Here is a 26,965-nt window from a genome sequence, read left to right as displayed (position 1 = left end):
TTTCTTTGCAAAATGCAAATGAATAGCGCTAAGGGTTATTCGCGATTAATAATCCACAAAAACGCCACGTTATAACGTGGCGATTGACTGATATTTCATTGCTTATTGATTAAGACGTTCTAATCGCGTTTCTATTCGGTTGATGCGAGGTTTGACACTTATAAAATTGAACGGCCAACACACAGAGCAACATCAAAGTCACGGCGGAGATGAAATGACTGAAGACTTGGGAATTTAACGCCGAGCATGCCATTAAACACATCAGTACAGGCACACTCATCCATATCAGCTTTTTCACACGATAAGGTAACGAGCGGGTTCGCTGGCTGATGTAGGCGAATGCCATGAACCTCGAAAAGTAAACGAGGTTTGAGGCAACAATAAGCCCCCAAACTCCCCATTTGGGGATCAATAAGTAATACAGCACCAACGCACTAAACGCACAGATCAGATTGATGCGCCCCAACCAAACCGGACGATTCGGTAGATAGCAGCCAATGTCGAAAATAGAAGTCGCAAGTTTAAAGCCCAGCGCCGTCAACATGAGCGGCAGCCATTGCAATGCCAGATGGTATTCTGGCGGTAGTAAGTACCTTAAAACACTGGGCGAAAACACAGACGCACCAAGCAACAAACAGAGCAAAACCAGCAACATGGCTTGATGAACCTGAACCACTTTGCGGGCTCCTTCAGGCTGGGCCAGCACTTGATAACGCTTAGGCAACCACCATGTTTCCATCACACCAAACACAACGGCCACTACTTCAACCATTTTGATCATGACGCCGTAACGGGCCAAGGCTTCATGCCCAAGCCAGTTGCCCAATAACAGTCGGTCTAGCCCATGCATCACAAACAAGGCCAACGACGCTGAAATTAGGCATACCTGATACTGCACAGTGCGCTTCATAATAGATGTGTCGATTTTGGCGCGCCAATGCTGATGCGTCATTGCCGCCCCTAATATGACCGATATCGAATGAGACACAAGGCTGGCAATGAGAATGGCATCCATACCCCAGCCCTGACTCAGCCCCCAAAAGGAAATGCCGATCTGCAACACAGTTTGTGTAGCCACCAGAACACAATAGGAGCGAGCGCGCTGTTGAATTCTCAACCAAATTTGCAAGGGCTGTAGCACGACCATCATCCAAACAGTAATGGAGACCATCATGATCTGGCGCTTTTCGAGCATTTCAAACACTGCGAGTGGTGCATGTTTCAACGCCAACGAAATCAATAAAAACAGTACAAAGCCGTAGCCAATGCTCAAACGTAGCGCCGAGCTTAACAGTGTTTTTTGAGACTCATCAGGACAGCTCTGCTGCTGGCAGTCAGCGAACATTTTTGGCAATGCACCCGCACTAATCTCCAATAACGAGCAAAACACTAAAATGACCATCAAACTCTCTAATAAGCCATATTGTTCAAGTGATAAGTATCGAGTGGTAAAAGGCAGCATGAAAAATCCAGCGCCTTTTTGCATGAGCGTTAAGCCGCCGTAACATGCCATGTCTTGAACATGTTTTGAGCGTAAGGATTGCTGAAGTGTTTGGCTCCATTGCATATTCATGCCGCTCCCAACGCGCGACGAGAAATCACACGAGTCAGCCATAAGCGCCACTGATGCTCACTGAGTTGAACAAATTTTCGGACAAAATAGTCGTCAGCATTGGGTAACACAAAAGCTGTGAGTCGATAGCGCTCGATGATATGTGCGGTAAAGCGCCAATAACACATTAAATCAATCCAGCCCACGTCTGTCTGGATCTGAAGCATGGCGTGACGGCACAACATTTTTAGGCACAGTGCTTTCGATGACTCAAGCAGGCCACGCTGTTTCATGGTTTCCATGAAATCTGTCACGCTATTCATGCGAGCATACAAACGCTTTTGGTCAGCCCCTGCTTTGCGACAAATGCCTTCAGGGTTCACTCGGTAGAAATACCAAACGTCGTCAACATCGGCTGTTCGAGTCGCTATTAAGTCGACCATGTAGCTAAAAATTTCATCTTCGAACAGCTGTCCTTCCGCAAATCGAATACTGTGTTTTAAAATAAACTCTCGCCGAAACAACTTATTACACACCGATGTGCGCTCGGCAGAGACATGGGTTGAAAGGGAGCGCTGCGTCAATCCATCAAATTGAATCATGCCACAAGCCGCTTGATCAGCATTTTGACGCACGGCTTCTATCAGCAGCTGTTCAAACATATCGTGCGACACATAATCATCGCTATCGACAAAGCCTATATATGTGCCTGATGCGGCCTCAATTCCGCGATTTCGAGTAACACCGAGCCCCCTATTTTGATCGTGTTGAAGCACTGTAATGAGGTGTGGATATTGCGCCTCAAAGGCCTTCACGATACTCATGGAATGGTCGGCAGAGGCGTCATTCACGACGATAATTTCAAGCGTTTCAGGATCTTGCTCAATCAGTGTTTGTGCCACCAAACTATTCAAACACTCTGCAATGTAATCCTGTGTGTTGTACACAGGTACAATCACACTCACCATTGGGGTTTTGCAGTGCTTCATGCGATCACCTCAACAGGCTTTTGAGGCTTGAACGAGAGGCTCAAACGTTCCCAACGATATTTACCTCTTGCCCACAACGCGAGTGCGGCGATGAGCAATGGTTTGCGGCGAAACCTAAGAAATCGACTAATGCGGTAATCGTTGTCGTCGAACCCTTTGCGCTCCACCAGCCTATGTCGCGTCACCAAGTGATCAATGAAGCGAAAATAGCCGACCAAATCAATCAGAGTGATATCGTAATACAATGCGCTCAGAGCATGATTGGCTAAACACTCCATCATTTCTGATGAGTGCTCATCTAAGTTGCCTCGACTTTCAATATCCGCCATAAAGCGAGCCAGCATTAGCTCTTTGTCATATAGATTGAAGCGACTTTTGTTGGCATTTCGACACTGCCCTTCGGGGTTCATGCGGTAGTTGTAAAAGTGTTGCTCAAGCTCCACATAGTTTTGGCCACTAAAACGAGCCGTGTATACAAATGGCTCATCCTCGAAAATCACATTAGTGTAGAAACAAATACCCTCTGCGATAAGAAATGCTCGACGGAAGAGCTTGTTGGTGACAAATGTATTTTCATATTGAGCATGCAACGGCATTGCTTTAAACACCCAACCTGACTGGCACAGTTCAAATGTTTTAATCTGACAGCTGACGATATCTGATTCCTTTTCGACAGCCGCCAGATACATGGACTCAAACATATTCGGCTGAACCCAATCGTCACTATCAACAAAACCGATGTATTGACCTTTTGCTGCTTTCATTCCGATATTGCGAGCGGCAGACACGCCCATATTGCTCGCAAGTTCAATCATCCTAAAGCGCTGCGGGTCTCGCTGGCAAAAACGGGCCACGTGCTCAACACTACTGTCAGTTGGTGCGTCCAGTACAAGGATCACTTCCAACTGGATCATCGACTGATTCAGCAACGATGACAGGCATTCATCAATCCATTTTTCAGCGTTGTATACTGGAACAATGACAGAAACCAGAGGGGATTTAGACTTCATTTGATTCTCCAACAAGTCTTTGAATGATGCTTTGCTGAAGATATTGCAGAGGCTATGCCAACCAAACAAAAGTTATAACTTACAATAGATTAAAAACCCTAAAACCGGGTTAGATAGGTTTGTTCGCATTTTGCAAAAGGGCTGTTTGATGCTGGGTTTTAGCATATTGAGAAATCGCAACGATTAAAGCCGTAAAGATATAAAATGGCCACGTAAACCCTTGCGTTAAAAACGTCCCTGACACGATGGTTCCTAATAAACCTGACAGTGAGGCCTCAGCCACCAACGCCATATGACGCACATCGGCCGACGGTTCATTAATCGCCCTAAAATCCGCTAAATTATTCCATGCGGTTTTCACAACCTTCACCAACATGACGCTAAACACCGCTATGCCCAAAAAACCCGTTTCGGCTAAGATTCCAAACCAAGTGCTATGCACTGCATGATTCTTTCCGTCCCAATGAGCGCTGTAGAAGTAGTAGTTCGCATAGAAATTATCTAACCCGACACCTGTCAATGGATGATGAAAAGCCATTTTAATTGCGGCTTCCCAAGCATAAATCCGCCCCATGGCCGACTCATCAATGCCTGACTCAGCGGCCCCGCCCGATGCTCTTTCGGAAACGCCTGCGACCACAAACAAAATAGGCGCCGCTAAACCCGCAAGACTGATCAACATCACCTTGTTCTCAATGCGATTCCAAGCAAAAACCGCTGACACGGTTAAAATGCCTAATAACCCACCTCGGCTTTGCGTTGCTAAAATTGCCGCAACAAGCATTACTGTTGCAGCCAATCCCACCCACTGCTTCAACCGAGAGCTCCGATTCAGCAAAAAAGACACCGCAAAACCCAAAGGAAACAGCAACACCAGAGCGAGATCATTTGGGTCCCCCAACGTAGAACCAAATGACCGACCAATGGTGACGCGTGTGCCCTCCACCATTTCAAGACCGGCCGCCGAATTTTGCAGAGCAACCGACGCAACGGCCGTACCCGCCAGAACAAAAGAAAAACCGGCTTGTAAGAAATCTTGCGGACGACGCATCAACCATGCAATTGCGAATGTCATCAGCGCTATTTTGCTAAATACACCATTAAAATAGGCCATCGCAACGCCGCGATTGCTCGCCACCAAAACACCTAACATGCACAACGCAAAAAAACCAAGCAGCCAGCTCAATTCATTACTCCAATAGATTTGCATTTTGCGAGTGATGACCAAGTGCCATGCCAACGATGCCAGCGAGGCCAATGCAAGCAATTGAGGAATTCGGAACGAATATAGTTGTGGATAGGCTTCGTGTATTCGAAAAAAAGAAAACAGTACAAAGCCTAATACCATGATGAAGGGATATTTAAAAACACCATAAATAACAAACGGTAACATCCCAAATACGAGTGCCACCACCGGATGACTTACACCCAACCATGCCGCACCAATCAGCCCACAGAATAGTAATGCTGCGGCAATAGAAAGCATGCTCTGATAGCGCTGAGATACAGGGTTTTCAATCATTATTTTCTCGCTTGGCACAAGTTCTGCTTTGGTACATATCAAGAGAGTAAGCAATAACAATGCCGGGAGGCGCTCATGCAAATCGTATCCAAACCTCTACAGCAACCTAAATGTTCAGTGATCATTCCTACGCATAACAGCTTGGAATATTTGCAACAGGCGGTCGCGAGCGTTCAAGCTCAAAGCTTTATGAATTTAGAAATTATCGTAGTGGATGATGATTCCAAAGATCTCACTTGGGAGTGGCTGCAAATGCAGCAAAAACAAGACCCTCGGATCCGACCGCTTCGCGTGAGTGTTCATAGTCCAGCCAAAGCTCGCAACGCAGCAATCACAGTCGCTCGAGGCGAGCTGATTGCATTTCTCGATGCGGATGATACCTGGCTCCCCCAAAAGCTTGTGCACCAAGTAGAGTTTCACAACAGTCATCCGGATGTACTTTTTAGCTTTAGTGACTATCGGCATATAGGAGAAAACGGCGAAGATTTAGGCACTTGTTTTGAATTTTGGTCTGGCTATGACAACCTAGGCGCTCAGAAAAAATGCTATTCTCGGCTTCAAGGCAGCGCTTCTCGATTATTTGCTCAGAATATTGTGGGCACATCAACCGCCATGGTAAAACGCTCTGCTCTCGATGATGTGAAAGGCTTTGATGAAAGACTTCCCTCGGCTGAAGACTGGGATTTATGGCTCAAATTAGCACTTGATGGCCCCGTTGCAATTGGTAACTACTGCGATACTCTGTATCTAATGCGACCTGAGTCTGAAAGCAGTAAAACAGAGTTGCGAATTCGAGCCATGCAGCAAATTTATCAACGTTACCAGCACGCTATCTCCAATTCAGGAACCGATGCATTAAGGTATGCAAAAGCACGCATTGCCACCGCTGAAGCAGAAAACTGGTTGAGTCACAATGACCCGGCTCGTGCCATGCTGTTTCACGCGAAAGCCTTATGCTTGGCACCCACGCAACGGCGGTTTATCGAAACATTGGTTGATATACGGCTTCTATTTAAAGGTGTGAACTAATTGCGCAATGCGGCTTTATAGAGCTTCACTAATGCCAGCATAGACTCAGAGGCATCGGTACTGCTTGCTGTCATATACAGCCCACGGACCGACCATACTAAGCAACGGCTGAGTTGTGCGGCATTCATGTCAGAATTAGCGAATGACAATTGCCTCTGTTGCTGCGCCGTTTGGAGCATTTTTTCAACATGAGCGATGAGAATGTTCACGTGTTCTGACATTTCTTTCTCGCAGTAATGACTCGCGGCTTGCATCAGATCTTTCGCCACCAGTTCGTCTTTAATTTCTTCGAATAGCGGTCGCCCCCAATCGAGTAGCATGGTTTCGATTTGAACCCAAACTTCGTCATGCTTCAATTGATATTGCGGCAATAGTGCTTGAATCGATTGTTGATGTGCCAAACAAACAGCTCTGAATAACTCTTCTTTAGATCCAAATTGCTTGTGAATGGTGACGCGCGAAATTCCAGCATAGCGACTGATCATCGAAATATTGGAGGCACTGTAGCCATGCCGAAAAAAACAATCTCGGGCAGTGCTCAAAATGATATCGGTCGATAACGGCATAGTTAAAACAACGTATTTGGCTAAAAATTTTATGTAGGGTAGCGACTCCACTCACACTTCGCAATTTTCATATTTACACTTTTTGTAAATATGTTAACTTCACAACACTTCCTTCTTATACACATCAATCTGCGAGCGTGCTTCGTGAAGCTTTACTTGTTTCCTCTGTTTTTTGTTTTAACTCTACTGTTCGGCTGCTCTGATGAGGCTGAAAGTAGCAATGAAGATGTTCAAACGACACCTCGAGTAGTCCAACTCACCACCGTTATTCCAGCGAACTCCGACCACTCTTATCAATTTCCTGCGACCGTCCAGCCGGTTAAAACAGTGGAACTAAATTTTGAGGTGTCGGGGCGATTAAATTTTGTCGATTTAAAACAAGGAAAAATGGTTAAAAAAGGCCATCTATTGGCCACCATGGACAGCACGCCATTTGAACGAAAAGTACGCGAGAACAAAGCACTCCACAAACAAGCAACACTAGAGCTAGAACGAATAAAGTCTTTGTATGGCAAGAAGCTCGCCGCTAAACGCGATCTCGACAATGCGCAAACTCAATTTGATATCACTCAAATTGATCTGGAAAACAGCAAACAAGATTTAAGCTACACCAAACTGGTTGCCCCCTTTGATGCATTGATAAGCCAACGACTGCTTGAAAACGACCGATATATCAGCGCAGGAACGGCTGTGGTAAGGCTGCAAGATGTATCGCGTATTCGCTTCGAATTGAATGTGCCTGAACGCATTCTATCGGCCAATATCAGTAATAAAATCAATAGCGCGAAAGCCATTATCAATGGCTCGATTAACAAAACCTACGACATTGAATACATCGAACACACCACCGAACCAGATCCTGTCACGCAAACCTATAAAGTTCTATTTGAGATGCAAGCACCGCAAGACGAACATCTCACTCCTGGCTTACGCGCCTATGTAGAAGTGAACGTCACTAACCTTAAGCACCATGGTGGTGTTGTGGTCCCCATTAATGCTGTAGTGGCCGCTGCCGATAAGAGCTTTTACGTGTGGCGATTCGATGAAACAACTCATCAGGTTCACCAAGCTCCAGTAGACATTGCCATGGCCAGTGGCAACCTTGTGGTGATTCGCTCCGGCATTGAATTGGGCGATCAAGTCGTATCCGCAGGCGTTGCACAAATGTCTGAGTCGATGCTCGTCCAACCTTACGTAACGGAGTAACAGCCGTTATGGACATTGCACGCTATTCAATTAATACACCGGTCAACACTTGGCTTTTAATTCTAATTTGCCTTATTGGTGGCATGGTAGGACTAAGCAACATTGGCCGCTTGGAAGATCCCGCATTTACCATTAAACAAGCCAAGGTACTCACCAACTACCCCGGCGCGAATGCCGAACAAGTTGAACAAGAAATCACAGAACCGGTCGAGATTGCGATTCAGCAAATGCCGCAACTTCGGCGTGTCACATCAAAATCGAAACCCGGACAGTCTGAAATCACCGTTGAAATTAAAACCAATTTCGATGCTGATGAGCTACCCCAAATTTGGGATGAACTTAGAAAACGTCTCAGCGATATGGCTCCATCGTTACCCAATGGCGCCCAGTCGCCACAAGTTATTGATGATTTTGGAGAAGTGTTTGGGCTCTACTATGCCCTGACTGCACCTGACTTTACTCCGTATCAGTTACGTGAATTCTCGCGCATCATTCGGCGCGATCTATTGATGGTACCGGGTGTTGCCAAAGTTGAAGTGAATGGCGTCATTCAAGAGCAAATCGTGGCTGAAATGGATCCCAATCATATTGCAGGCTTAGGTCTATCGTTCCCTGATGTAGCCGCGCTACTGCAATACAATCTCCGACCGTTCAATAGCGGACGTATGATTGTTGACGGTAGCAAAATTCGTATTCCAATTGAGTCAGCTTCCAATCATTTGCAGGAAATTGGTAACTTAATGCTGGCCGTTCCCGGCAGTAATGCCACCATCCGCATTCAAGATTTCGCCAAACTCAGTATCGAGCCAACGGAAGTACAGCCGAATTTAGTCCGTTACCAAGGCCATTCGGCAGTCACTTTAGCTGTTGCGGCGAATAATGACGTAAATATCGTCGAGGTCGGAACAGCCGTTCAACACAAAGTCAATGAACTACTGACACGTCTACCTGCTGGCATCACGCTCGATGCTATTTATGATCAAGCCAAAGTGGTAGACGAATCCGTCGATGGGTTTATCTATAACCTCGAACTCTCGGTCATTGTTGTGACACTCACACTTTGTTTATTCATGGGTTGGCGTTCTGGGATTGTTGTAGGCTCAGTGTTGTTGCTCACGGTAATGGGCACCATCTTGATCATGTGGTTGTTTTCGCTGCAACTGCAACGTATTTCATTAGGCGCAATGGTGATCGCCATGGGAATGCTCGTGGACAACGCCATTGTGGTGGCAGAAGGCATGATGCTGCGCATGCAACAGGGCAAATCGGCGCGAGAAGCCGCCACATTCATTGTTAAACGCACTCAATGGCCTTTGCTTGGCGCCACCGTGATTGGTATTGCTGCATTCTCTGGCATTGGTTTGTCGGACGACCAAACCGGCGAATTCTTGTTTTCTCTGTTTGCCGTTGTGCTGATTTCGCTGATGCTGAGCTGGATCTTAGCCGTCACGGCAACACCGCTGTTTGGATCGTACTTCTATCAGCAATCGAGCACCCCATCAGACGACACTGAAAACTCGGTATTTCACCGCACTTATCTCAAAGCACTAAGGGGGGCTTTGCACTTTCGCTGGCTCACGATCTTTGTGCTTATCGTGATTACAGTTGTCGCCTATGCCAACTTCGGTAACGTGAAAAAAGGCTTTTTCCCACCTTCTAACACGCCTATTTTCTACATTCATTATTGGGGACCGCAAAACCGCGATATTCGCACCACCGAAGACTATATGAAAGACGTTGAAGCACTCATTATGTCCAGTGAGAAAGTGAAGAATGTAAGTACCTTCATTGGCCGAGGTGCAGACCGTTTCACCCTTACCTATGCGCCAGAATCGCCTAACGAAAGTTACGGGTTATTTTTGGTCAGAATGCATCAAGAGAGTGACATCAATGCTTACGCTAAGGCGCTTGAACCGCAGCTCAATTCGATTGATCCGGGCGCTGATTTCTTCATCAAAAGAATTATTTTTGGCCCAGGCACAAGCGCAAAAATTGAAGCCCGATTCTCAGGCCCTGATGATGAAATATTAAGAAATGCAGCAGACCAAGCTATGGCCATCATGAATAGCGAATCGAGCATTCAAGATATTCGCCATAACTGGCGCGAAAAGGCCATTACACTGGTTCCTCAGTATGATGAATACAATGCCAGCGTTGCCGGTGTCACCCGAGCTGATTTTGCAGACGCCATTCAATATGCCACCAGCGGCTTGCAGCTTGGCACACTGCGCGACGGGGACTACGATTATCAAATTGTTGCCAAAGTACCCAATGCCAACAATGCAACTATTGATACACTGCGAGACACACAAGTTTGGAGCGCGCAGCAACGCCGCTATATTCCGATGTCGCAAGTCATGTCGACCATCGACTTGAACAGTGAAGATGTATTGATTCAGCGCCGAAATCGCATTCGCACCATCAGTGTCTTTGCCGAGCCCAGTGGCAGCTATACCGCCGCTGCGGCACAAGCGAAAGTTCAAAATGCCATAGAAGCCATTGAGCTACCGAACGGCTATCACCTCGAATGGGGTGGCGAGTATGAGTCCTCTCGAGATGCTCAAAAAGCGCTTGGAGGCGGCTTACCTCTAAGCTTCCTAGTGATGTTTCTAGTCACCGTATTGCTGTTTGGCAAAGTACGGCAACCACTCATTATTTGGCTCATCGTGCCTATGGCAGTGGTGGGAGTTGTCAGCGGTTTACTACTGACAGACATGCCATTCGGCTTCATGTCGCTGCTCGGTTTCTTGAGTTTGTTCGGCATGATGATCAAAAATGCGATTGTGTTAATCGAAGAGATCGACCTTCAAATTGAAGAAGGCAAAGCCAAGCATGTGGCCATTGTTGAAGCCAGCTTGAGCCGTTTGAGACCTGTATCATTGGCAGCCATCACCACCATTTTGGGAATGGCACCGTTGTTGTCTGATGCATTTTTTGCAGACATGTCAGTGACGATTATGGGCGGTTTGACCTTTGCTACGATTTTGACGTTAATCGCCGTGCCGGTGCTATACAGCATCTTCTTCAAGGTGAGTTTCCGTAAACTTGGTAAGGCAGACCATCAGTAAGTCCCCTCATGCAGGCAGCAATGAACTATTCTGCTGTCTGCATGGCCGCACTAGCCCGCCACTTGTCCATATATGGACTCAAATTTAGGAAGTATCGCATCAGGTGAATAGTGTTTAGCGATCAGCAACCGAGATCGCAACGACATGGCGCTTCGCTGACCTGCGCTTATGCTCGTCCAGTGATCGATGTGCGAGTGCCAACGCTCTTGGTCGGTTCCATCCACCAACCAGCCATTCACGTCATCACAAATCAATGACTTCAACCCTCCCACTGGCGCTGCCAATACAGGAATACCATGTGATAATGCTTCCAGAGCAGCCAATGGAAGCCCCTCAAACCGGCTCGGCATACACAGTAATCCAATGTGTTTCCAATGCCGAGACATGTCCTCAACCATGCCTTTAAAGTACACATTTGAAGGCGCAGATTGCCTTAGTTGATCTGCCATAGGGCCGTCTCCATAAACAACGAATTTCAATTCAGGGTGCACCATCGCCAAAGCAATAAAACGGTCGGGTGCTTTTTCATGGCTTAACCGTCCGACAAAAGCCACTTCTCCTAGGTAATCTTGAGTTCGTTCGATGTCATTGGGCAAAGTTACAAAATTTTGGATCACCTCCGTCGCTGCTGGTAACCGTTCGGCTACGCCTTGACTGACGGCAATGCGGTGATCCGAAAAAGACGCGCTAGCTCGGTCTAGCCAATCGTAAATTCTAACCTTGCCCTGCCCTGGCTCTCCTGCATGAAAACTAGATACAACGGCATAGTGATAAAATTTGGCACACAGCCTTGCCGCTATACCCGCCTTGTAACCATGCGTGTGTACAATATCCGGTTGATGTGTTTGCAGCGCCTTCATATAAGAGTGGATAGAGCCTTTGAGCACCACGCAGTTGATCTCTCGTTCCTGTAGCGTAACTTCCAATGGGTGCGCTTTGTGGTAACGCTTCCAGAAGACCACCGACACTTGATGGCCTCGTTGATGAAGTGCTGTTGCCAGCTCGCACACATGAGATTCGATTCCACCATTACTTCGGCTATCCAACATTAACCAAATTGCTTTTCCACACATGGCTCACCCCCTTAGAAATTAAAGCTGATGGTCGAGGAAGAAATATCATACGATTGGCGCATCACGGTATAACTGCCGTTTTGGATTTCCCAAAGCTCAGCAATGATCTGCTGCTGATGCGCCGGTACATTCATTGCCATCGATAACTGCTCGCTCCCCATAAATCCGCGCCACATGCAGCTGCCGTAATTCAATTGTGTTTGCGCTTGGTCTTTCCACTCACTGCACAAATTGAGGTAATAACTCGATTGCGATGCGATTGGGTAAGCGACTTGAACTTGAACGCTTTGCTCATTCGTGAAGTTAAAGTCAGGCTCTACTTGTAAATTTGTAATATCGACGGCTTCGGTACTTTCGGTTTGTTCTGTTGCTGCAACCACTTCAATTTCATTCTCATTTTCATCAGATATTTCCTCTTGAGCACTCGTTTCAATCTCAGTTTCTATTACTGTGACAGCGCTAGCTTCGGTTTCGATTTCGGCTTCGGCGGCAACTGCTGCGGGTTCAGGTGAAGTCGATGACGGAGTTTCAGCGGTAGTGGATGCCGCGGCGGGAGTCACTGGCGCTGAACTCGAACTTGATCCGCCACCACCTCCACCACATCCGACTAAAACAGACAGAGTAAGTGGGCCCATCCAAATAAGTGATTTCATGATTACTCTCCTGATTCGTTGTAAAGCAGCTCGGTGCGAGCATTTTCGGGCAAATACCAACTCACATTTTCGGTGCCTGAACTTTGGGCGTAACCGACAAATTGAGGGTATGCTGAGCTCACATCAATGCGCTCAAAAGGGTGTTGCCAGCTGTATGGGATCAATATCGCCCAAGGCATGCCGCTGACATTTTGGTAGAACAGTTGTTGAGCCGCGTCCGATGCGTCATCCTCAGTGCTCCACAATGCGGTATTGGCAAAATCTGTAGCGACTTGGTTTTTCAAATGAATTTCTAAACCACGCCCCGGAGATTCGCTAAACAACGGTAAACGGGCATTTGAAGTCGCGAAAATAAAAGGGTCAAACGGCGCTTGAGGCAAGCTCGACACTTGGGTAACAGGCGCATTAGAGCCATCCTCAAACGGTAAATACACTCTAAATTGCAATTGCCCCGAACCTGCACAGTCACTTTGCGTACGGTAAAAGTCACACGTGCCATCTATATTTAGATATGTGCGTACATCAGGGGCAATAATCGCAATGACTTCATCGGTTCCGGTTTCAAGCAAAGGCTGAGTTTGAAGTTCGCCATTGATCTCGAAGCGAATAAGATCGGTGTCGATTTGACTCGGACTGATGCCCGGCAAACGAATAGCTAAGCCATTGTGATAGCTTGCTCCCATCGCTACTACATCACCGATCAGCTCGACTCTAGCGGTGGTGCCGTCGGCATAACTCACTACTCGTGTTTGCAATTGCACAATTAAATCATTGAGATCGTAATCTCCGGCTGCTGGCCAGTTATCTTCAAATGCGACTGTTGCCCGACCTTCAGGTGATGGGTAGTAGCTCACTTGAGTACCTTGATCGGATATAAGAATTTCATAATCTTCCACCTCACCGTCTGGAGCCCCCCCGATGGCTTGGTTTTGGCCATCGGTGGAAATCCTAAAACGAGACCAAACATCGCCGGTGACCGCTGATTCTGGAACGCTGAGTAAGAAGACATTATCACCGGTCACCACATCTGCATCATTCAACACTTGTTCGTTGGCATCGAATTGGCCATTGCCATTAAAATCAATCCACGCGTTTAGCAGGCCGTTTGCTGAAGATTCTGCTGACACAATGAAATCCATTCCGGTTTGCAAACCCGTCACAAATGAAATGCCGTCTTCATCATCTGTTGGGCGGCCGGTATCATCACTAAGCGGGTAAGGTTGACCATCGATCTCGCCATCAACCTTACGTCCCAAGCGGATTCCACCGGTAACTAACTGATGACGAGCGCCATTGGTGAGCAGTGAGGTACCAAAGCTTTCTGGCGCATCTCCGTAGTCAATAGTGGTGTCATTGACATCCACGACTGGCGCAATGGCGCAACGCGCACCGTCGTTATTGCCCGAAGCTGGGCCCTGCGCATATTGCTCAGCCGCAGGGCTATTAGAAGTAGGATCGATTTTGAAAATTAAACCATCTGAATTTCGGCTGATGTACAAAAATCCATCCACATCAAAATAAACTGCGCCAAAGGTACCCGTCTGACCGACGTTCCCTTTCGATATAGCCGCTCCAGATTGCCAGTCGATCTGCCAAAGAACGCCTTTATTGTCCACGCTGTAAAGCAGTTCATTGTCTGGATGAAAGGCAAAATCGAAGATGTTCAGGTTGAGCGATACGCCATCAATCACTTGATGCCATTGAAGGTAGTCAGCAGACGTGGGGTCCAGATTAATACTGAATAGCCCTAAATATCCGCTGCCCTTGCGGTAGGCGTAATACGTATTGTGAGACACTGCCACATCGCCCACATAAAACGAGGCGGCTGGTGCTGTGCCTGTTAAAGCCAACGGCTCTATTTGAAAGTCGGCACCAATACGCGCCAAAGTGCCAAACTCATTGGACCACGCATAAAGGTAATCATCATGAAAATTGAATCCCATGGCATTGAGCTTGCCGCTGGTTCCTAAATCATTTGATAAGCTTGAATAGAAGCCCGTCGCTAAGTTTACGCCAAACAGCTCGGCTTCTGTTTTTTGGATTAAAAATGCCTGAGTCGGACACGATGAAAATGGGGCGGCATGCGCAGGTATTGCTACGGTGGCGCACTGCGCTGCGACCAGCGCTGCAAGAAGTTTGAGTGAGTGAGTCATAGGGCCTCCAATGTCTGCCTACAATAGACAAAGCAAGGACTAGACCCATTTTTTAATCGTCTGTTTTTAATGAAAAAACATTGAATTTTTACCGCAAAAATTAGCCCAATTGCAATTTGCGAACGAGCTTAAAGCCATGCATTTCGCATCATGCTAATGGCACAATGCAAAAAGCCCCGAAGGGTTACTTCGAGGCTTTTAGGTGCACGGTGATGACACTTATACCGCGTTAAAAGACTGCTCTAAATCTGCAATGATGTCATCGATATGTTCGATGCCCACACAAATACGTAACGACTCAGGTTTAACACCAGCTTTTAGTTGCTCTTCTTCAGACAACTGGCGGTGAGTGGTAGATGCAGGGTGACAGGCCAACGACTTCGCATCGCCAATATTCACCAAACGTTTAATCACCGCTAACTGATCATAAAACTTAACACCCGCATCGAAACCGCCTTTAATACCAAAAGTGAGCAATGATGCAGGCTTGCCATCACAATACTTAGTGGCCATCGCGTGATTTGCATCTGATTCCAATCCACCGTAACTGACCCACTCTACTTTATCGTGTTGTTGCAGGTATTCCGCCACGGCTTGCGCATTTTCACAATGTCGTTCCATCCGCAACGGGAGCGTCTCTAAACCTTGCATGATCAAAAACGCATTCATAGGTGACAAAGCTGAACCGGTATTTCGCAATGGCACCGTTCGAGCGCGACCAATATAGGCTGCCTCAGCAAAAGCTTCGGTATACACAACACCGTGGTAAGAAGGTTCTGGTTCATTAAATTCTGGGTAACGAGTTTTATGTTCAACCCAAGGGAACTTGCCAGAATCAACGATCACGCCACCAATGGAAGTGCCATGACCGCCCACATATTTAGTCAACGAATGCACCACAATGTCTGCTCCGTATTCGATGGGGCAGCAGATCATAGGCGTGGCAACTGTATTATCAACAATGACGGCGACACCATGACGGTGAGCCGCGTTGGCGATGGCTTCGATATCGGCAATATTACCGGCTGGATTGCCAATGGTCTCACAGAAAACGGCTTTGGTTTTGCCATCAATCAGCGCTTCGAGATCAGCCGCAGCATCGCTGGCAGCAAACCTCACTTCAATGCCCATGCTCGGCAACATATGGGCAAACAAAGTGTAAGTTCCGCCATACAGTTGAGGCGTTGTAACAATGTTATCGCCCATTTTGGCAAGGGTTTGAATGGCATAGTTAATGGCCGCCATACCTGAACTCACAACCAGCGCAGCTAAGCCACCTTCCATGGCTGCCATGCGTTGCTCTAACACGTCATTGGTAGGATTCATGATGCGCGTATAGATATTACCGGGTACCGCTAAATCAAATAAATCTGCGCCATGCTGAGCGCTATCAAATTCATAGGCCGCAGTTTGATAAATAGGAACAGCCACAGATTTGGTTGTTGGGTCTGTTTCATAACCGCCGTGAAGGGCAATCGTTTCCTTTTTCATGAATCGTCCACCTAAGTTGTATTTAAAATTTGTCGTTTCCGCTCGATATTGCATGCTGCAATGTAGCTGTTTTAGCCATCAGTCGTCACTATTGTGCAACCGGTAATATAGCTGATGAAGGCACAGTTATTCTTTGCCCCTGCTTAAGTTCCAACATGTTGATGCTGCCTTGAGCAAATTCCAATGCATATTGCGCCGGCTTACCTGAAGAATATCGTGTTAACTTATTTTCAGGGACCACACCATCGGGGTCTTCCACGGGCATTGAGTGCAGAGCAATGATGGTGCCCTGTGAATCTAAAAACACCACATCAATGGGCACCCAACAATGTCGCATCACATAACGCCTAACTCGGATATCAGGATATGTGAAAAGCATACCTGTGTGAGGAGGTATTGCGCTGCGCCTCGACAAGCCATCAAAACGAAGCGTTGGTGTGTGTGCCACTTCCATCTTGAATATTTGGTTTGAAATGGTCATTTCCACAACAGGCGCTATCATGTGTGGCACGGCCTGAGCCGTCCACAGGCTAGAACATAACCACACAACGACTGAATAGAACCCAAACCAAATAAAGCCTTTGGTGTTTCTATAGGGCACGGTTTTCTCCATAAAATGTTGAACAAAAAAGATTATATATGAGTTTCTTTGTTGAATAACGTGACAACGTTTTGGCTTCAAAATTAATAACTACACGAATTGCTCTATGGCGCTTTTACTCGGGGATGGGCGAATTGTTTTGTCAGTTGAAAGACGCTCCGAACGATAACTCAACATGGCTCGAAAGGCTCCTCCTAGTTTTGAGTGAAGAACTCGTTCGGTAGACAATGTCGGCTTGGACAATTTAATAGACAGAAATAGTCAATTTTTACAAAAATAACGTTAACAATGGAAATGACCTAAAACTTATGAATATCAAAAACGCGCTGACCCAAAGGACAGCCCTTAATTTTTAGAAAATTTTACAAGCGAGTAACAAAAATTACGAGTAGGGGGAAATTAGTTTTCGCCCCACTCTTGCTGTGTGTGGGGAGTTACAACTTAAGCCATAGCTCTTCGCGTTCAACCGGAACTAAAGTCGGTAAATGAGGGTTTTCTAATCGCAATATGGTGCGGCCCTTCAAGTCGATTTTAGACAAAGTCTCTGCAATCAATGGGTGTTTTACAAACCACTTTTCAAAACTGCCGTCCTTCGTAGCATTTTCAAAACCTTGGCTCAGAGTTTTCACAAACTCTTGGTTACCCTTGGAAGCATAGAAGAACATGGGCATTGGATAAACCATCAACAAACTTTCTTCAATCGATAATTCAAGCTCTGGTCTGGCATTGAGCTCTGATACCGGTTCTTGCAAGCCTCGCGGAAAAAAATCAAAGCGCCCGCCTTCGAGCATATGAAATAAACCTTCGTATTTCACCGGAGTTTCAATATCTAACCCAGCGCTCAATAGCACTTGTGTGTCTGGCCAGAACCGGCCCTGCCCACCTTTGAGTTGCTGCAGTTCCGAAATACTGTCAATTTGATCAAATCGAGATTGTTCATGCTCGCGGATAAGGAGCACTCGATGCCCCAACAGCCCTCTAAAAATAGGATATGGAACGGGTGCCAGCGCGTCGTTTGCTCGTTTGTTAGCTGCCAGCGGAACAAATGACACATGCCCTGCATTCACATCGGCAATTTGACGAATTTCCGTCATGTCTGCTGTAGGAACAGGCTCAAGTTCATAGTCTGCGTCCGCACTGTCCAATATGAACTTTAAAAGATCGATTGGGTATTCGTCTTTCTCATTCATGGGTTCGTAATACCGCACTTTCATTGCAGCATGAGCAACCTGAGGAGCCCAACATAGCCAAAATGACACTAACAACAGCAACACTTGTTTAGCGCGTACCGTCACCACCGAAAATTTACGTAATCCATTCGTACTTGTATGTTGCATTGAGACCTCACAGCTAAACTCAATTATATAGTCATAATGACCATTACAATGTTAAATAGTCTTGGCTCTGAGGTAAACACATTTTAAGCAAACAGTGAGCTGAGTCGCTCAACGCAAAATAAAAGGTGAGAAGTGCCACATACTGTTATAAATCGATAGATTTAAATTTGGAGAAAAACCCTGAAACGCAAAAAGAGACCCGAAGGTCTCTTTTTGGTACTGATAAATGGCGGAGTGGACGGGACTCGAACCCGCGACCCCCGGCGTGACAGGCCGGTATTCTAACCAACTGAACTACCACTCCGCACTTAAACTGGTTTTGATGATGAGCTGAGGATGCAAGAGTCAAGATGGCGGAGTGGACGGGACTCGAACCCGCGACCCCCGGCGTGACAGGCCGGTATTCTAACCAACTGAACTACCACTCCGCACTTGAAACTCGTTGCGTAGGTTTAATAAATGGCGGAGTGGACGGGACTCGAACCCGCGACCCCCGGCGTGACAGGCCGGTATTCTAACCAACTGAACTACCACTCCGCACTTAAACCTGTTGTCAGCACTCATGCTGTGTGTTTTAAAGTTATGCGATGCTTTAAAACACGAGAAACTCGCCAAGGCAAATTTCTTAAAATAATGGCGGAGTGGACGGGACTCGAACCCGCGACCCCCGGCGTGACAGGCCGGTATTCTAACCAACTGAACTACCACTCCGCACCATCACTAACTGAGTAACATGAATTTTGTGTTACTGCTGTCGTCAGTGCGGGCGGAATAATACGGATTACCCAAAAGTGAGTCAACCAATTTTTTACCTGTCTTCAGGCCTATTTAAGTCAATTCCGCCTGCCTCTGCGTCATTGTCTGAATCTTCACCGTTTTCTGATGATTTTTTGCGCTTTCTCAGCAAAATAAATACAACGCCACCAATGATGGCTAAAACAACCCCCATTGAAATGGTGATCCACAACCAAAGTAAACTCCCCGACTCTTCCTCTTTCGGCGGCTCAACGACATCTATAGGCGGTTGCATCATCGGTTCTGTGATTTCTGGCAAAGCTGTTTCTGCCCCCGAGTCTGATGCAACAACTCGTCCGGTAGACAACTCTGGCACTGCCACTTCTTGTTGAGAGTCGATAATCACGCTGAAACGTTCTTTGGGGATCTCCAATGCAACTTCGCGACCGTCCGAGGTCGTTGCGAACATCCAACCACCGATCCGGTAGTCTCCGGTGCGATCAATAAAATCCAACTCAACATCCATTTGTGCTTTTTCAGGCGCAACCATGCTGAATGGATATTGAAAGTCATTAGGGCCTTCGATCATTAAATTAATGGCCACTGTTTCAAGCTGCACTTCAATCGGATTAATACTGTAATGAATGCGTTTAGCGCTCTCACTCACCCGAATAACCTTCGCCTGAATGGGGATTTTCTTCAGCTCAACATCTTGTACAAAGGTACGTGAGAAGGTTTTGTTTTTTACCCGAGAGAAAAGTTGATAGCGACCAGGATCAGCACGGAAGTCCAACTCGCCGGTGTAAACACCGTCCCTTGGGTATTCATCTAACAGCGTGCCGTTATCATAAAACTGACCAATCTTTGTCGTCGTGGTGAGTTCGTCGTCTGATGTTGCAATTCCTCGCCGCAATAAAAACATTTCCAATGACGTGCTTTTGTAAAACGCCTCATTGGTAATACGCGTACCGTAATTCCGTAATTCGGCAGTCACTTTAAGTCGTTCAAATTGATAAATTGAACGGGGTGCTTCGTCCATTGTGAGCTGGATATCGCTCAAGATCTCGATGCTATTCCGCGGGTCCAAGGTGCCTACGATCTGCCATGGCCCGGGCATTGGCTTGGTAATAGTAATAAGATCAAATTCTTGCTCGTCATACCATTTCACATTCTCTGGCGTGGAGTGCGCATAAAGCTTGCTGCCATCGGGACGTACAAATAAAACAGGCCCCGATCCAGGCTTGCGATAAACCACTAAACTGACTTCGTCGATGCCATGGTCGAGACGAAAGCGATTGTCGAGTAACTTGTATGCACTGCGAGTCACTGACTCATCCTGTGCAGTACTCAGCGGCGCAACGAGCGTGGTGAGCGCGAGTACAAATCCCAAAAACCAGTGATTACTCATTTGATGAAGATACTCCAAGTGTTTGCCAGATGGGCAATGCCCCTGATTTCTTTTCGACACGCGCCATAGATTCTTGATGACTTTCGAGTTCTTCAGGTGTCGCATGGATCACAGATAGCGCGTCTGCAGCAAATTTTACCCGTCTGATCTCAAGGCCTGAGCTGCTATTTTGTGCGCCCTCATTCACCAGTTGTAAATCAGTTTGCCCACCGGTCATCAACAAATAAACGTCGGCGAGAATTTCGGCATCAAGTAATGCACCGTGCAATTGGCGGTGAGAGTTATCAATACCTAAACGGCGACATAAAGCGTCGAGGTTATTTTTCTGTCCCGGATACATGTCTTTCGCAATCTTTAGTGAATCCGTCACGGAGCAGATATCAGTCGTCATCTCTGCATTGGAACGAAGCATGGCAAACTCATGATCCATGAAGCCCACATCGAACGACGCGTTATGGGCAATGATTTCGGCCCCACGAATAAAATCAGCAAATTCTTGGGCGATATCGGCAAACCGCGGACAATCTCGAACTTGTTCGTCGGTAATTCCGTGAACGCGAATCGCATCCGGATCAATCATTTGATCGGGATTGATGTAAACGTGGTAATGATTGCCGGTCAGTTTTCGATTAATCAGTTCAACGCACCCTATCTCAATAATGCGGTGGCCAATATGAGGCGGCCCACCGGCCATATTCATACCAGTGGTTTCCGTATCGAGAACGATTTGACGAGTTTGGCTTTGCTGCATGCGTTCCTCTGGGCTGCTATCATGTCAGCCAGTCGAATTAGTAATTACTTTTGTGAATGTTACACCAACTAATAACGGGTGAGAATGAAACAGGTCGAGATCTACACTGATGGTTCATGTTTAGGCAATCCAGGCCCCGGCGGTTATGGCGTGTTGATGCGCTACGGCGGGCATGAAAAAGAATTGAGCGCAGGATTCACGCTAACCACCAATAACCGCATGGAAATGCTTGCCACCATTGTGGCGTTAAAAGCCCTGAAACAACCCTGCCAAGTGGTGATTACAACCGACAGCCAATATGTAAAACAAGGCATCGAAAGCTGGATTGAAGGCTGGAAACGTAAAGGTTGGAAAACGTCAAACCGAACGCCAGTAAAAAATGTCGACTTATGGAAGCAACTAGACTCAGAGGTTCAACGCCATCAAGTTGAGTGGCGTTGGGTAAAAGGCCATGCTGGCCATACTGAAAATGAACGTGTGGATGACCTTGCTCGCGCAGCGGCAGAAAGCCCAACCTCAGAAGACGAGGGCTACCAGCCCACATAGAGTGAAAGACGAGAGCAATGCTCTCGTCTTAATCGCCCTAGTGAATAGCCTGATTTCGTTTTTGGATCTCCTGCACGTAAGGCAGTTGCTGCGCTTTCAACCTTTCGATGGCTTGCGATTTTTTGGCGTCGCTCCACCAACCGGGAATTCGATACATCACTTGATGAAGTGGCTTAAAGTTGCGACGCGTAATCATTCCTCTTGTATCCACTTCAAACCCTTTGGGCACATTAAACGCCTTGGGCGGAACAATTCCTGTTTGAGCCGTCAGTAAATCTCGATGCTGTTGCATTACATCTCTCATCGCCGGTGTATAGGCGATGTTAATGCGCTCTTGAGCATCGGTGTTGTGATCATAAAGCGTCTCAATTAAGTTCACTTGATCAAAAATGTATCGATATCGGAGTGAACGCACAGAATGCACTTTTTGAAATGAGCTAATGGCAGGTTGAACATCGGTGTGCCCCCCTCTAACCAAGTCAGCAAGGCTTTCTCCATCTAGCGTTTGATGAGTATTATCGCGCGTATCCGTCAGCTCAATGAGGGTTGGAAACAGATCGATACTCGATGATGGAGCATGGGTTTGTCCGGGCTTTTCTCGCGGGTCAACAATAATCATGGGGATCCGCGTGGACTCTTCGAATAAAGTAAATTTTTCCCAATTTTCTTTTTCACCAATGTGCATACCGTGATCTGACCAAAACACCACAATGGTATTGTCAGCTCTGCCACTGGCCTCAAGTGCAGCCATAAGCCGTCCGACCTCATAGTCAGCAAAGCTAATACTAGCCAAATAGGCTTGAACACCAGAACGCCATAAATTGTTGTCGGCCACCCATTTATGCCAATGACGCCGTCCATGATCATAGGTATGACTCAATTCGTTCGGAACGGCTTCTGGAACTTGTACCGTATCGATAGGATACAAGTCGAAAAACTGTTTCGGCACTTCCCAAGGCAGGTGCGGCCTAAATATTCCAACGGCCATGAACAATGGTTTATCTCGCTCTTTGTTCAGTTCATCAATAGCCCAGTTCACCAACTTATTGTCGGCCATTTGTTTGCTATCTACATCCATCGGCGCCCACGCCATGATGCCGTTTGGACTAAGGCCTACTTCGTCTTGGCGAGACACATTTCTTTTCTTGGCACGTGGCTGAAATGCTATTGGAGATCCACTTTTTGGATCTCCCGGCATAATCGCATCCCACGTCGAGTAGTCATTCTCATCACTCGGGTTGCCTTGCAGCGTATGATAAATCTTACCTCCAGCAATCGCCTCATACCCATTGTCTCGAAAGTGCTGGCTCAAAGTCGTGGCTTCTTTAAGAGCCGGAGAACGTCGCCATGTCACCTCCCCCTTCGCAAATACATTCTGCTTTACACCGGACTTTTCAGGTTGCACTCCAGTCATTAAAGCAACCCGAGAAGGATGACAAGCAGGAGAAGACACATGCGCATTGGTAAACAACATTCCTTTGTCTGCGAGTGTTTGAATATTCGGAGTTATTGCTTGAGAGTGACCTCCGAGGGGTTCGACCCAATCATTCATGTCGTCCACCGCGATGAACAATACGTCCATGGGTTTGGCTCCTAAATTGGAATCGATTTGGGGCGTTTTAGCCCCAAAACTTTGATGTGAAACCAATAGCGCTAATGAGCATAACGCGTTGAGTAATTTAGTCCTGTTCAAGTTTTTTCCATATGCGCGAATCGCAACATTGTTGCCTTGCGACGAAGGCCGATCATTGAAGTTTCAAACTATCACGCGCCTCGTCGTGAATGACGGCTCAAAATATGGAAAATGAAACAAAGATAAATAATCTTTGATGCGAGTTTGATAAGGCTTATAGGGGAATTTGCTAGAGATAACTCGCAAAAAATTTAGCTTATAAAGATGGAGCAGAGACTCACCGACGAAGCTGCCGAAATCCTCGTCCGGCAACACCCGCGCCCGATAGAACATTCACAGGTTTCATTTGACGTGATGTTTGCCAACTGGGTCGAATGGGTGTCAACGGCACCTCTCTTTTCTTCGCCAAAATCAAATATATTGAGCCTGCCCAAGGCGCAAACTTTTGACCAAATTGATGAAAACCTTCATGCCGAGTGTGTTTTCCCATTAGGCTGCTGTAACCCGTGGTTTGTTCAGCCACAACCTCACACCCCAATAATTGCAACCAATCCTTCATTCGGTGCGAGGTAAAAAAACGTCCATTCCACGGTGCAACTTTACGGTGGCTTGGGCTGAGCTTACCAAGCATCAACAAGCTTAAGGGATTACAACCGGCAATTAATAAATGACCATCGGGAATCACAATACGATGTGCTTCGCGCAGCATTTGATGCGGATCAGAAGAAAAGTCGAGACACAAAGGTAAAACACACGCATCAACAGAGTCCGTTTGAAAAGGCAGTTGATGCAGATGGGTGATTAAGTCGGCATCTTTCTGGTCATGCACCGTGAGTTGGTGCCGACAAGAACTTGCAGATAAGTCCAGTCCTTTTGCGAGCGGGCCAAGCGTAAGCATGTAATAGCCGATAAGCCTCGGCAACCATTCCTCAACAGCACTGGAAATTTGTTGTTGCAGAAAATCTCCGTGCGTCATGGCTTGCCAATCAGAAGGCGCTCGCAGCGCTTTATTTGTAACGGCTGGTCTCATACTATAGCGTTACCCTTTTGAGTGACTCGATTCGGAACTTTAACCATGCAAGTGGCAGCTATTCCCGCGTTTAATGATAACTATATATGGGCAATTCATGACAATCACCATTTAATCGTGGTTGACCCCGGCGATGCGGCTCCGGTCATTGCGTTCATCGAACAACACCAACTACAACTTACCACTATATTGGTCACGCACCACCACCATGATCATACCGGAGGCATTCAAACACTCTGCGATAATTATTCCGGCATCACTGTTTATGGGCCTGCCGAAGAAAACATTCCTAACCGACATGTGGCTTTAACAGACAATGCTCAAGTTAAGATTATTGCGCCAGCTTGTGAATTTAACGTCATGCACATTCCAGGGCACACACTCGGGCACATTGCGTATTACGGTGCAAGCGGCCTATTTTGTGGTGACACTCTATTTCATGCAGGCTGCGGACGCTTATTTGAAGGTTCGCCTACTCAAATGAAAGCATCACTGGAACGTTTAGGCGCCCTGCCTGCCGAAACGTTAGTCTTTTGCACTCATGAATACACGCTCGCGAATCTGACCTTTGCCCTCGCCGTCGAGCCAGACAATGCAGATATCAATCGTACCTTGGCTCGTTGCCAGCAACTTAGGACAGAAGGTACACCGACATTGCCCACCACAATTGCAGAGCAACGTCAGATTAATCCATTTTTGCGCAGCGCAGAGCCAACACTCCAGCACCAAGCCGAGCAATGGGCGCAACAACCATGCAAAACACCTGTTGAGGTCTTCACTCAGCTCAGAGCATGGAAAGACCAATTTTGACCGATTATCCCATAACGGTTAGTATGCTGCGCTTGTCCCAAATTCGGCTTTGACGACATTCGTCACGGACATAAGCTGAGCAAGGTTAAGCCCGTTGTAAGTAGTTGAGCGAAAAGAATCTGTGCGCTTTTATAAAATAATTTCAGCTGTTGTCGTCTGCTTAGTCGTGTTGTCGGGGTGTCAAACCACACAACAATCCGACATGGCCGAAGCTAAGCCCATTACTCCTGTACCTTCAACGCTGGTTGAGGCCATTGTTGATCAGCCATCCCCTGAAGAGATCTACCTTTGGCATCGTATTCGAGCCGGTTTCTCGCTTCCTGAAGTTGATCAAAAGTCAGTGAACCACGAGCGCAAGCGCTACCTGCGCCACAAAGACGTCCTTGCTGAAATTAATCGTCGCTCGGCTGACTACCTTTATTTAATTGTAGAAGCGCTGGACCAACAAGGCATGCCACTTGAGCTAGCATTGCTACCATTTGTGGAAAGTGGCTTCGACCCCTACGCATACAGTCACGGGGGGGCCGTTGGGCTTTGGCAATTCATGCCCGCCACAGGTAAACGATTTGGTTTACAACAAGACTGGTGGTTTGAAGGGCGTCGAGATATTGTTCAGTCAACCCAAGCTGCGGTTGAATACCTCACTTACTTAAATGATATGTTCGATGGCGACTGGATGCTGGCTATTGCAGCCTACAATAGCGGCGAAGGCCGTGTTCAACGTGCGGTAAGAGCCAATAAAAAAGCGGGAAAACCAGCCGATTTTTTCAGTTTAAAACTTCCTGCAGAAACCCGGGCGTACGTACCTCGACTGCTCGCGATCAGCGATATCGTTCGCAATGCCGAACGCTATGGTTTAGAGCTACCCTCACTTACCAATGCTCCCCGAGTGATTCCAACCAATGTGGGCGGACAAATTGAATTAGCAGTGATCTCCGAACTCAGCGGTGTACCGTCTGCGCGCATCGCTGAATTAAACCCCGGTTTCAATCGCTGGGCCACGTCTCCTACTGGCGAACATGCTGTTCTCATTCCACTGGAAAACCAACAGCAACTCACAGAGGGCTTGGCACAATTACCCACTAAACAGCGTGTTAGCTGGCAACGTTATCAGGTTAAAAGTGGCGATAGTTTAGGCAAAATAGCTCAGCAGCATCACACTACAGTGAAAGTGTTGATGACCTCAAATGACCTAAACAATCACTTGATTCGAAAAGGTCAGCATTTGATGATTCCGCTGGGTGATAACGCTCGTTTACCACCAGTTCGAGCAGGCGAAGCGAAGCCGATAAAATACCAAGTCAAAAGCGGTGATAGCTTATGGCTAATTGCGAAAAAGCATGGGGTCAAATATCAAGACATTTCACGCTGGAATGCATTGAGTTCCACGACGCTGCGGCCCGGTCAATCCTTAGATATTTACACCAAAACACCGCAAAAAGAAGTGCGCACAGTCAAATATCGCGTCCGCAGTGGTGACTCTCTATCTGTGATTGCAAAACGATTTGATGTCACCATCAACGCTTTAAAGCAATGGAACGGTTTGAATTCAGACCGACTCAGAGCGGGTCAAAATCTGACCATTAAAGTCGACATCAATCGCGGATAAGCCCACCGAAAACGCGTACACAAAGTGCTCTAGCCTGAGCACTTTTTATATCCATCACTTTGTTTTTACATAATATTATTAATTCAACTTGGGAAAACTCTTAACTTATCGATAAACTTAGCTGAAGTTTCATTGTCGAATAGACTAATCCTTCATACACTTGACTCATTCACTTAGTGCAGGGAAATAGCTA

21 protein-coding genes and 4 tRNA genes are annotated in these 26,965 nt (G+C 46.8%); 6 read left to right on the top strand and 19 right to left on the bottom strand.

Annotation, left to right across the window (positions count from 1 at the left end; translation table 11 throughout):
- Positions 1-109 precede the first annotated feature (109 nt).
- The 4 genes from NAF29_RS07630 to NAF29_RS07615 all read right to left on the bottom strand — a co-directional run bounded on the left by NAF29_RS07630 (position 110) and on the right by NAF29_RS07615 (position 5,073).
- Positions 110-1,573 (bottom strand): oligosaccharide flippase family protein, encoded by a 1,464-nt coding sequence (locus tag NAF29_RS07630; protein WP_251260986.1) that lies wholly within the window; start codon positions 1,571-1,573, stop codon positions 110-112.
- Positions 1,570-2,541, bottom strand: a complete 972-nt coding sequence (locus tag NAF29_RS07625; RefSeq protein WP_251260985.1) for a glycosyltransferase — start codon at positions 2,539-2,541, stop codon at positions 1,570-1,572. The genes NAF29_RS07630 and NAF29_RS07625 overlap by 4 nt, the downstream gene beginning before the upstream one ends.
- Positions 2,538-3,563: a glycosyltransferase family 2 protein gene (locus NAF29_RS07620; RefSeq protein ID WP_490393364.1), complete on the bottom strand. Its 1,026-nt coding sequence runs from the start codon at positions 3,561-3,563 to the stop codon at positions 2,538-2,540. The genes NAF29_RS07625 and NAF29_RS07620 overlap by 4 nt, the downstream gene beginning before the upstream one ends.
- A gap of 97 nt (positions 3,564-3,660) precedes the next feature.
- Entirely contained in the window at positions 3,661-5,073 is a 1,413-nt protein-coding gene (locus NAF29_RS07615; protein ID WP_251260983.1) for an O-antigen ligase family protein, read from the bottom strand.
- A gap of 75 nt (positions 5,074-5,148) precedes the next feature.
- Between NAF29_RS07615 and NAF29_RS07610 the strand changes: the two genes are divergently transcribed.
- Positions 5,149-6,102: a glycosyltransferase family 2 protein gene (locus tag NAF29_RS07610; RefSeq protein ID WP_251260982.1), complete on the top strand. Its 954-nt coding sequence runs from the start codon at positions 5,149-5,151 to the stop codon at positions 6,100-6,102.
- Here the strand turns inward: NAF29_RS07610 and NAF29_RS07605 are convergent.
- Positions 6,099-6,668, bottom strand: coding sequence for a TetR/AcrR family transcriptional regulator (locus NAF29_RS07605; RefSeq protein WP_251260981.1), 570 nt, complete (start codon positions 6,666-6,668; stop codon positions 6,099-6,101). The genes NAF29_RS07610 and NAF29_RS07605 overlap by 4 nt on opposite strands.
- Before the next feature lie 144 nt (positions 6,669-6,812).
- Here NAF29_RS07605 and NAF29_RS07600 point away from each other — a divergent pair, with 144 nt between their 5' ends.
- Positions 6,813-7,874 (top strand): efflux RND transporter periplasmic adaptor subunit, encoded by a 1,062-nt coding sequence (locus NAF29_RS07600; RefSeq protein ID WP_251260980.1) that lies wholly within the window; start codon positions 6,813-6,815, stop codon positions 7,872-7,874.
- An 8-nt stretch (positions 7,875-7,882) separates the two neighbouring features.
- The gene (locus tag NAF29_RS07595) at positions 7,883-10,942 is read left to right on the top strand and encodes an efflux RND transporter permease subunit (RefSeq protein ID WP_251260979.1); all 3,060 of its coding nucleotides are present in this window, start codon (positions 7,883-7,885) and stop codon (positions 10,940-10,942) included.
- Between the two features lie 50 nt (positions 10,943-10,992).
- Here the strand turns inward: NAF29_RS07595 and NAF29_RS07590 are convergent, their stop codons facing one another.
- From NAF29_RS07590 to dnaQ, 12 genes are all read right to left on the bottom strand, one after another.
- On the bottom strand, positions 10,993-12,015 hold the full coding sequence (locus NAF29_RS07590) for a glycosyltransferase family 4 protein (RefSeq protein ID WP_251260978.1): 1,023 nt from the start codon (positions 12,013-12,015) through the stop codon (positions 10,993-10,995).
- Positions 12,016-12,026: 11 nt separating this feature from the next.
- Positions 12,027-12,668 (bottom strand): hypothetical protein, encoded by a 642-nt coding sequence (locus NAF29_RS07585; RefSeq protein WP_251260977.1) that lies wholly within the window; start codon positions 12,666-12,668, stop codon positions 12,027-12,029.
- Positions 12,669-12,670: 2 nt separating this feature from the next.
- Entirely contained in the window at positions 12,671-14,821 is a 2,151-nt protein-coding gene (locus NAF29_RS07580) for an LruC domain-containing protein (protein ID WP_251260976.1), read from the bottom strand.
- A gap of 219 nt (positions 14,822-15,040) precedes the next feature.
- The gene (locus NAF29_RS07575) at positions 15,041-16,312 is read right to left on the bottom strand and encodes an O-acetylhomoserine aminocarboxypropyltransferase/cysteine synthase family protein (protein ID WP_251260975.1); all 1,272 of its coding nucleotides are present in this window, start codon (positions 16,310-16,312) and stop codon (positions 15,041-15,043) included.
- Between the two features lie 88 nt (positions 16,313-16,400).
- Positions 16,401-16,913 carry a DUF192 domain-containing protein gene (locus tag NAF29_RS07570; RefSeq protein WP_251260974.1) on the bottom strand — a complete coding sequence of 171 codons (513 nt, stop codon included), beginning with the start codon at positions 16,911-16,913 and terminating at the stop codon, positions 16,401-16,403.
- Between the two features lie 434 nt (positions 16,914-17,347).
- On the bottom strand, positions 17,348-18,250 hold the full coding sequence (locus tag NAF29_RS07565; RefSeq protein WP_251260973.1) for a hypothetical protein: 903 nt from the start codon (positions 18,248-18,250) through the stop codon (positions 17,348-17,350).
- Between the two features lie 227 nt (positions 18,251-18,477).
- Positions 18,478-18,554, bottom strand: a tRNA-Asp gene (locus NAF29_RS07560).
- A 47-nt stretch (positions 18,555-18,601) separates the two neighbouring features.
- Positions 18,602-18,678 (bottom strand) — tRNA-Asp (locus tag NAF29_RS07555).
- A gap of 32 nt (positions 18,679-18,710) precedes the next feature.
- Positions 18,711-18,787 (bottom strand) — tRNA-Asp (locus tag NAF29_RS07550).
- Positions 18,788-18,884: 97 nt separating this feature from the next.
- Positions 18,885-18,961: transfer RNA gene (locus NAF29_RS07545), tRNA-Asp, on the bottom strand.
- Positions 18,962-19,058: 97 nt separating this feature from the next.
- Positions 19,059-20,393, bottom strand: coding sequence for a TIGR03503 family protein (locus NAF29_RS07540; RefSeq protein ID WP_251260972.1), 1,335 nt, complete (start codon positions 20,391-20,393; stop codon positions 19,059-19,061).
- Entirely contained in the window at positions 20,386-21,144 is a 759-nt protein-coding gene (gene dnaQ / locus NAF29_RS07535) for a DNA polymerase III subunit epsilon (RefSeq protein WP_251260971.1), read from the bottom strand. The genes NAF29_RS07540 and dnaQ overlap by 8 nt, the downstream gene beginning before the upstream one ends.
- Before the next feature lie 84 nt (positions 21,145-21,228).
- Here dnaQ and rnhA point away from each other — a divergent pair, with 84 nt between their 5' ends.
- Positions 21,229-21,690 carry a ribonuclease HI gene (rnhA, locus tag NAF29_RS07530; RefSeq protein WP_251260970.1) on the top strand — a complete coding sequence of 154 codons (462 nt, stop codon included), beginning with the start codon at positions 21,229-21,231 and terminating at the stop codon, positions 21,688-21,690.
- A 37-nt stretch (positions 21,691-21,727) separates the two neighbouring features.
- Here rnhA and NAF29_RS07525 read toward each other — a convergent pair whose 3' ends face one another.
- Positions 21,728-23,383 (bottom strand): sulfatase, encoded by a 1,656-nt coding sequence (locus NAF29_RS07525; protein ID WP_251260969.1) that lies wholly within the window; start codon positions 23,381-23,383, stop codon positions 21,728-21,730.
- Between the two features lie 217 nt (positions 23,384-23,600).
- Positions 23,601-24,353: a methyltransferase domain-containing protein gene (locus NAF29_RS07520; RefSeq protein ID WP_251260968.1), complete on the bottom strand. Its 753-nt coding sequence runs from the start codon at positions 24,351-24,353 to the stop codon at positions 23,601-23,603.
- Positions 24,354-24,398: 45 nt separating this feature from the next.
- Here NAF29_RS07520 and gloB point away from each other — a divergent pair, with 45 nt between their 5' ends.
- Both gloB and NAF29_RS07510 read left to right on the top strand, forming a co-directional pair.
- Positions 24,399-25,163, top strand: a complete 765-nt coding sequence (gene gloB / locus NAF29_RS07515; RefSeq protein ID WP_251260967.1) for a hydroxyacylglutathione hydrolase — start codon at positions 24,399-24,401, stop codon at positions 25,161-25,163.
- A 121-nt stretch (positions 25,164-25,284) separates the two neighbouring features.
- The gene (locus NAF29_RS07510) at positions 25,285-26,772 is read left to right on the top strand and encodes a lytic transglycosylase (RefSeq protein ID WP_251260966.1); all 1,488 of its coding nucleotides are present in this window, start codon (positions 25,285-25,287) and stop codon (positions 26,770-26,772) included.
- Positions 26,773-26,965: the final 193 nt, after the last annotated feature.

The sequence above is a fragment of the Echinimonas agarilytica genome, assembly GCF_023703465.1.
GTDB classification, from domain to species: Bacteria; Pseudomonadota; Gammaproteobacteria; order Enterobacterales; family Neiellaceae; genus Echinimonas; species Echinimonas agarilytica.
Note: the sequence above shows the minus strand (reverse complement) of the source record. Positions and strands in the feature narration are given on the sequence as shown.

Coding starts and splice junctions, on each gene's coding strand:
- NAF29_RS07630 (WP_251260986.1), bottom strand. CDS start 1,573: ATGAATATGCAATGGAGCCAAACACTTCAGCAATCCTTACGCTCAAAA.
- NAF29_RS07625 (WP_251260985.1), bottom strand. CDS start 2,541: ATGAAGCACTGCAAAACCCCAATGGTGAGTGTGATTGTACCTGTGTAC.
- NAF29_RS07615 (WP_251260983.1), bottom strand. CDS start 5,073: ATGATTGAAAACCCTGTATCTCAGCGCTATCAGAGCATGCTTTCTATT.
- NAF29_RS07610 (WP_251260982.1), top strand. CDS start 5,149: ATGCAAATCGTATCCAAACCTCTACAGCAACCTAAATGTTCAGTGATC.
- NAF29_RS07605 (WP_251260981.1), bottom strand. CDS start 6,668: ATGCCGTTATCGACCGATATCATTTTGAGCACTGCCCGAGATTGTTTT.
- NAF29_RS07595 (WP_251260979.1), top strand. CDS start 7,883: ATGGACATTGCACGCTATTCAATTAATACACCGGTCAACACTTGGCTT.
- NAF29_RS07590 (WP_251260978.1), bottom strand. CDS start 12,015: ATGTGTGGAAAAGCAATTTGGTTAATGTTGGATAGCCGAAGTAATGGT.
- NAF29_RS07585 (WP_251260977.1), bottom strand. CDS start 12,668: ATGAAATCACTTATTTGGATGGGCCCACTTACTCTGTCTGTTTTAGTC.
- NAF29_RS07580 (WP_251260976.1), bottom strand. CDS start 14,821: ATGACTCACTCACTCAAACTTCTTGCAGCGCTGGTCGCAGCGCAGTGC.
- NAF29_RS07575 (WP_251260975.1), bottom strand. CDS start 16,312: ATGAAAAAGGAAACGATTGCCCTTCACGGCGGTTATGAAACAGACCCA.
- NAF29_RS07565 (WP_251260973.1), bottom strand. CDS start 18,250: ATGCAACATACAAGTACGAATGGATTACGTAAATTTTCGGTGGTGACG.
- NAF29_RS07540 (WP_251260972.1), bottom strand. CDS start 20,393: ATGAGTAATCACTGGTTTTTGGGATTTGTACTCGCGCTCACCACGCTC.
- dnaQ (WP_251260971.1), bottom strand. CDS start 21,144: ATGCAGCAAAGCCAAACTCGTCAAATCGTTCTCGATACGGAAACCACT.
- rnhA (WP_251260970.1), top strand. CDS start 21,229: ATGAAACAGGTCGAGATCTACACTGATGGTTCATGTTTAGGCAATCCA.
- NAF29_RS07520 (WP_251260968.1), bottom strand. CDS start 24,353: ATGAGACCAGCCGTTACAAATAAAGCGCTGCGAGCGCCTTCTGATTGG.
- gloB (WP_251260967.1), top strand. CDS start 24,399: ATGCAAGTGGCAGCTATTCCCGCGTTTAATGATAACTATATATGGGCA.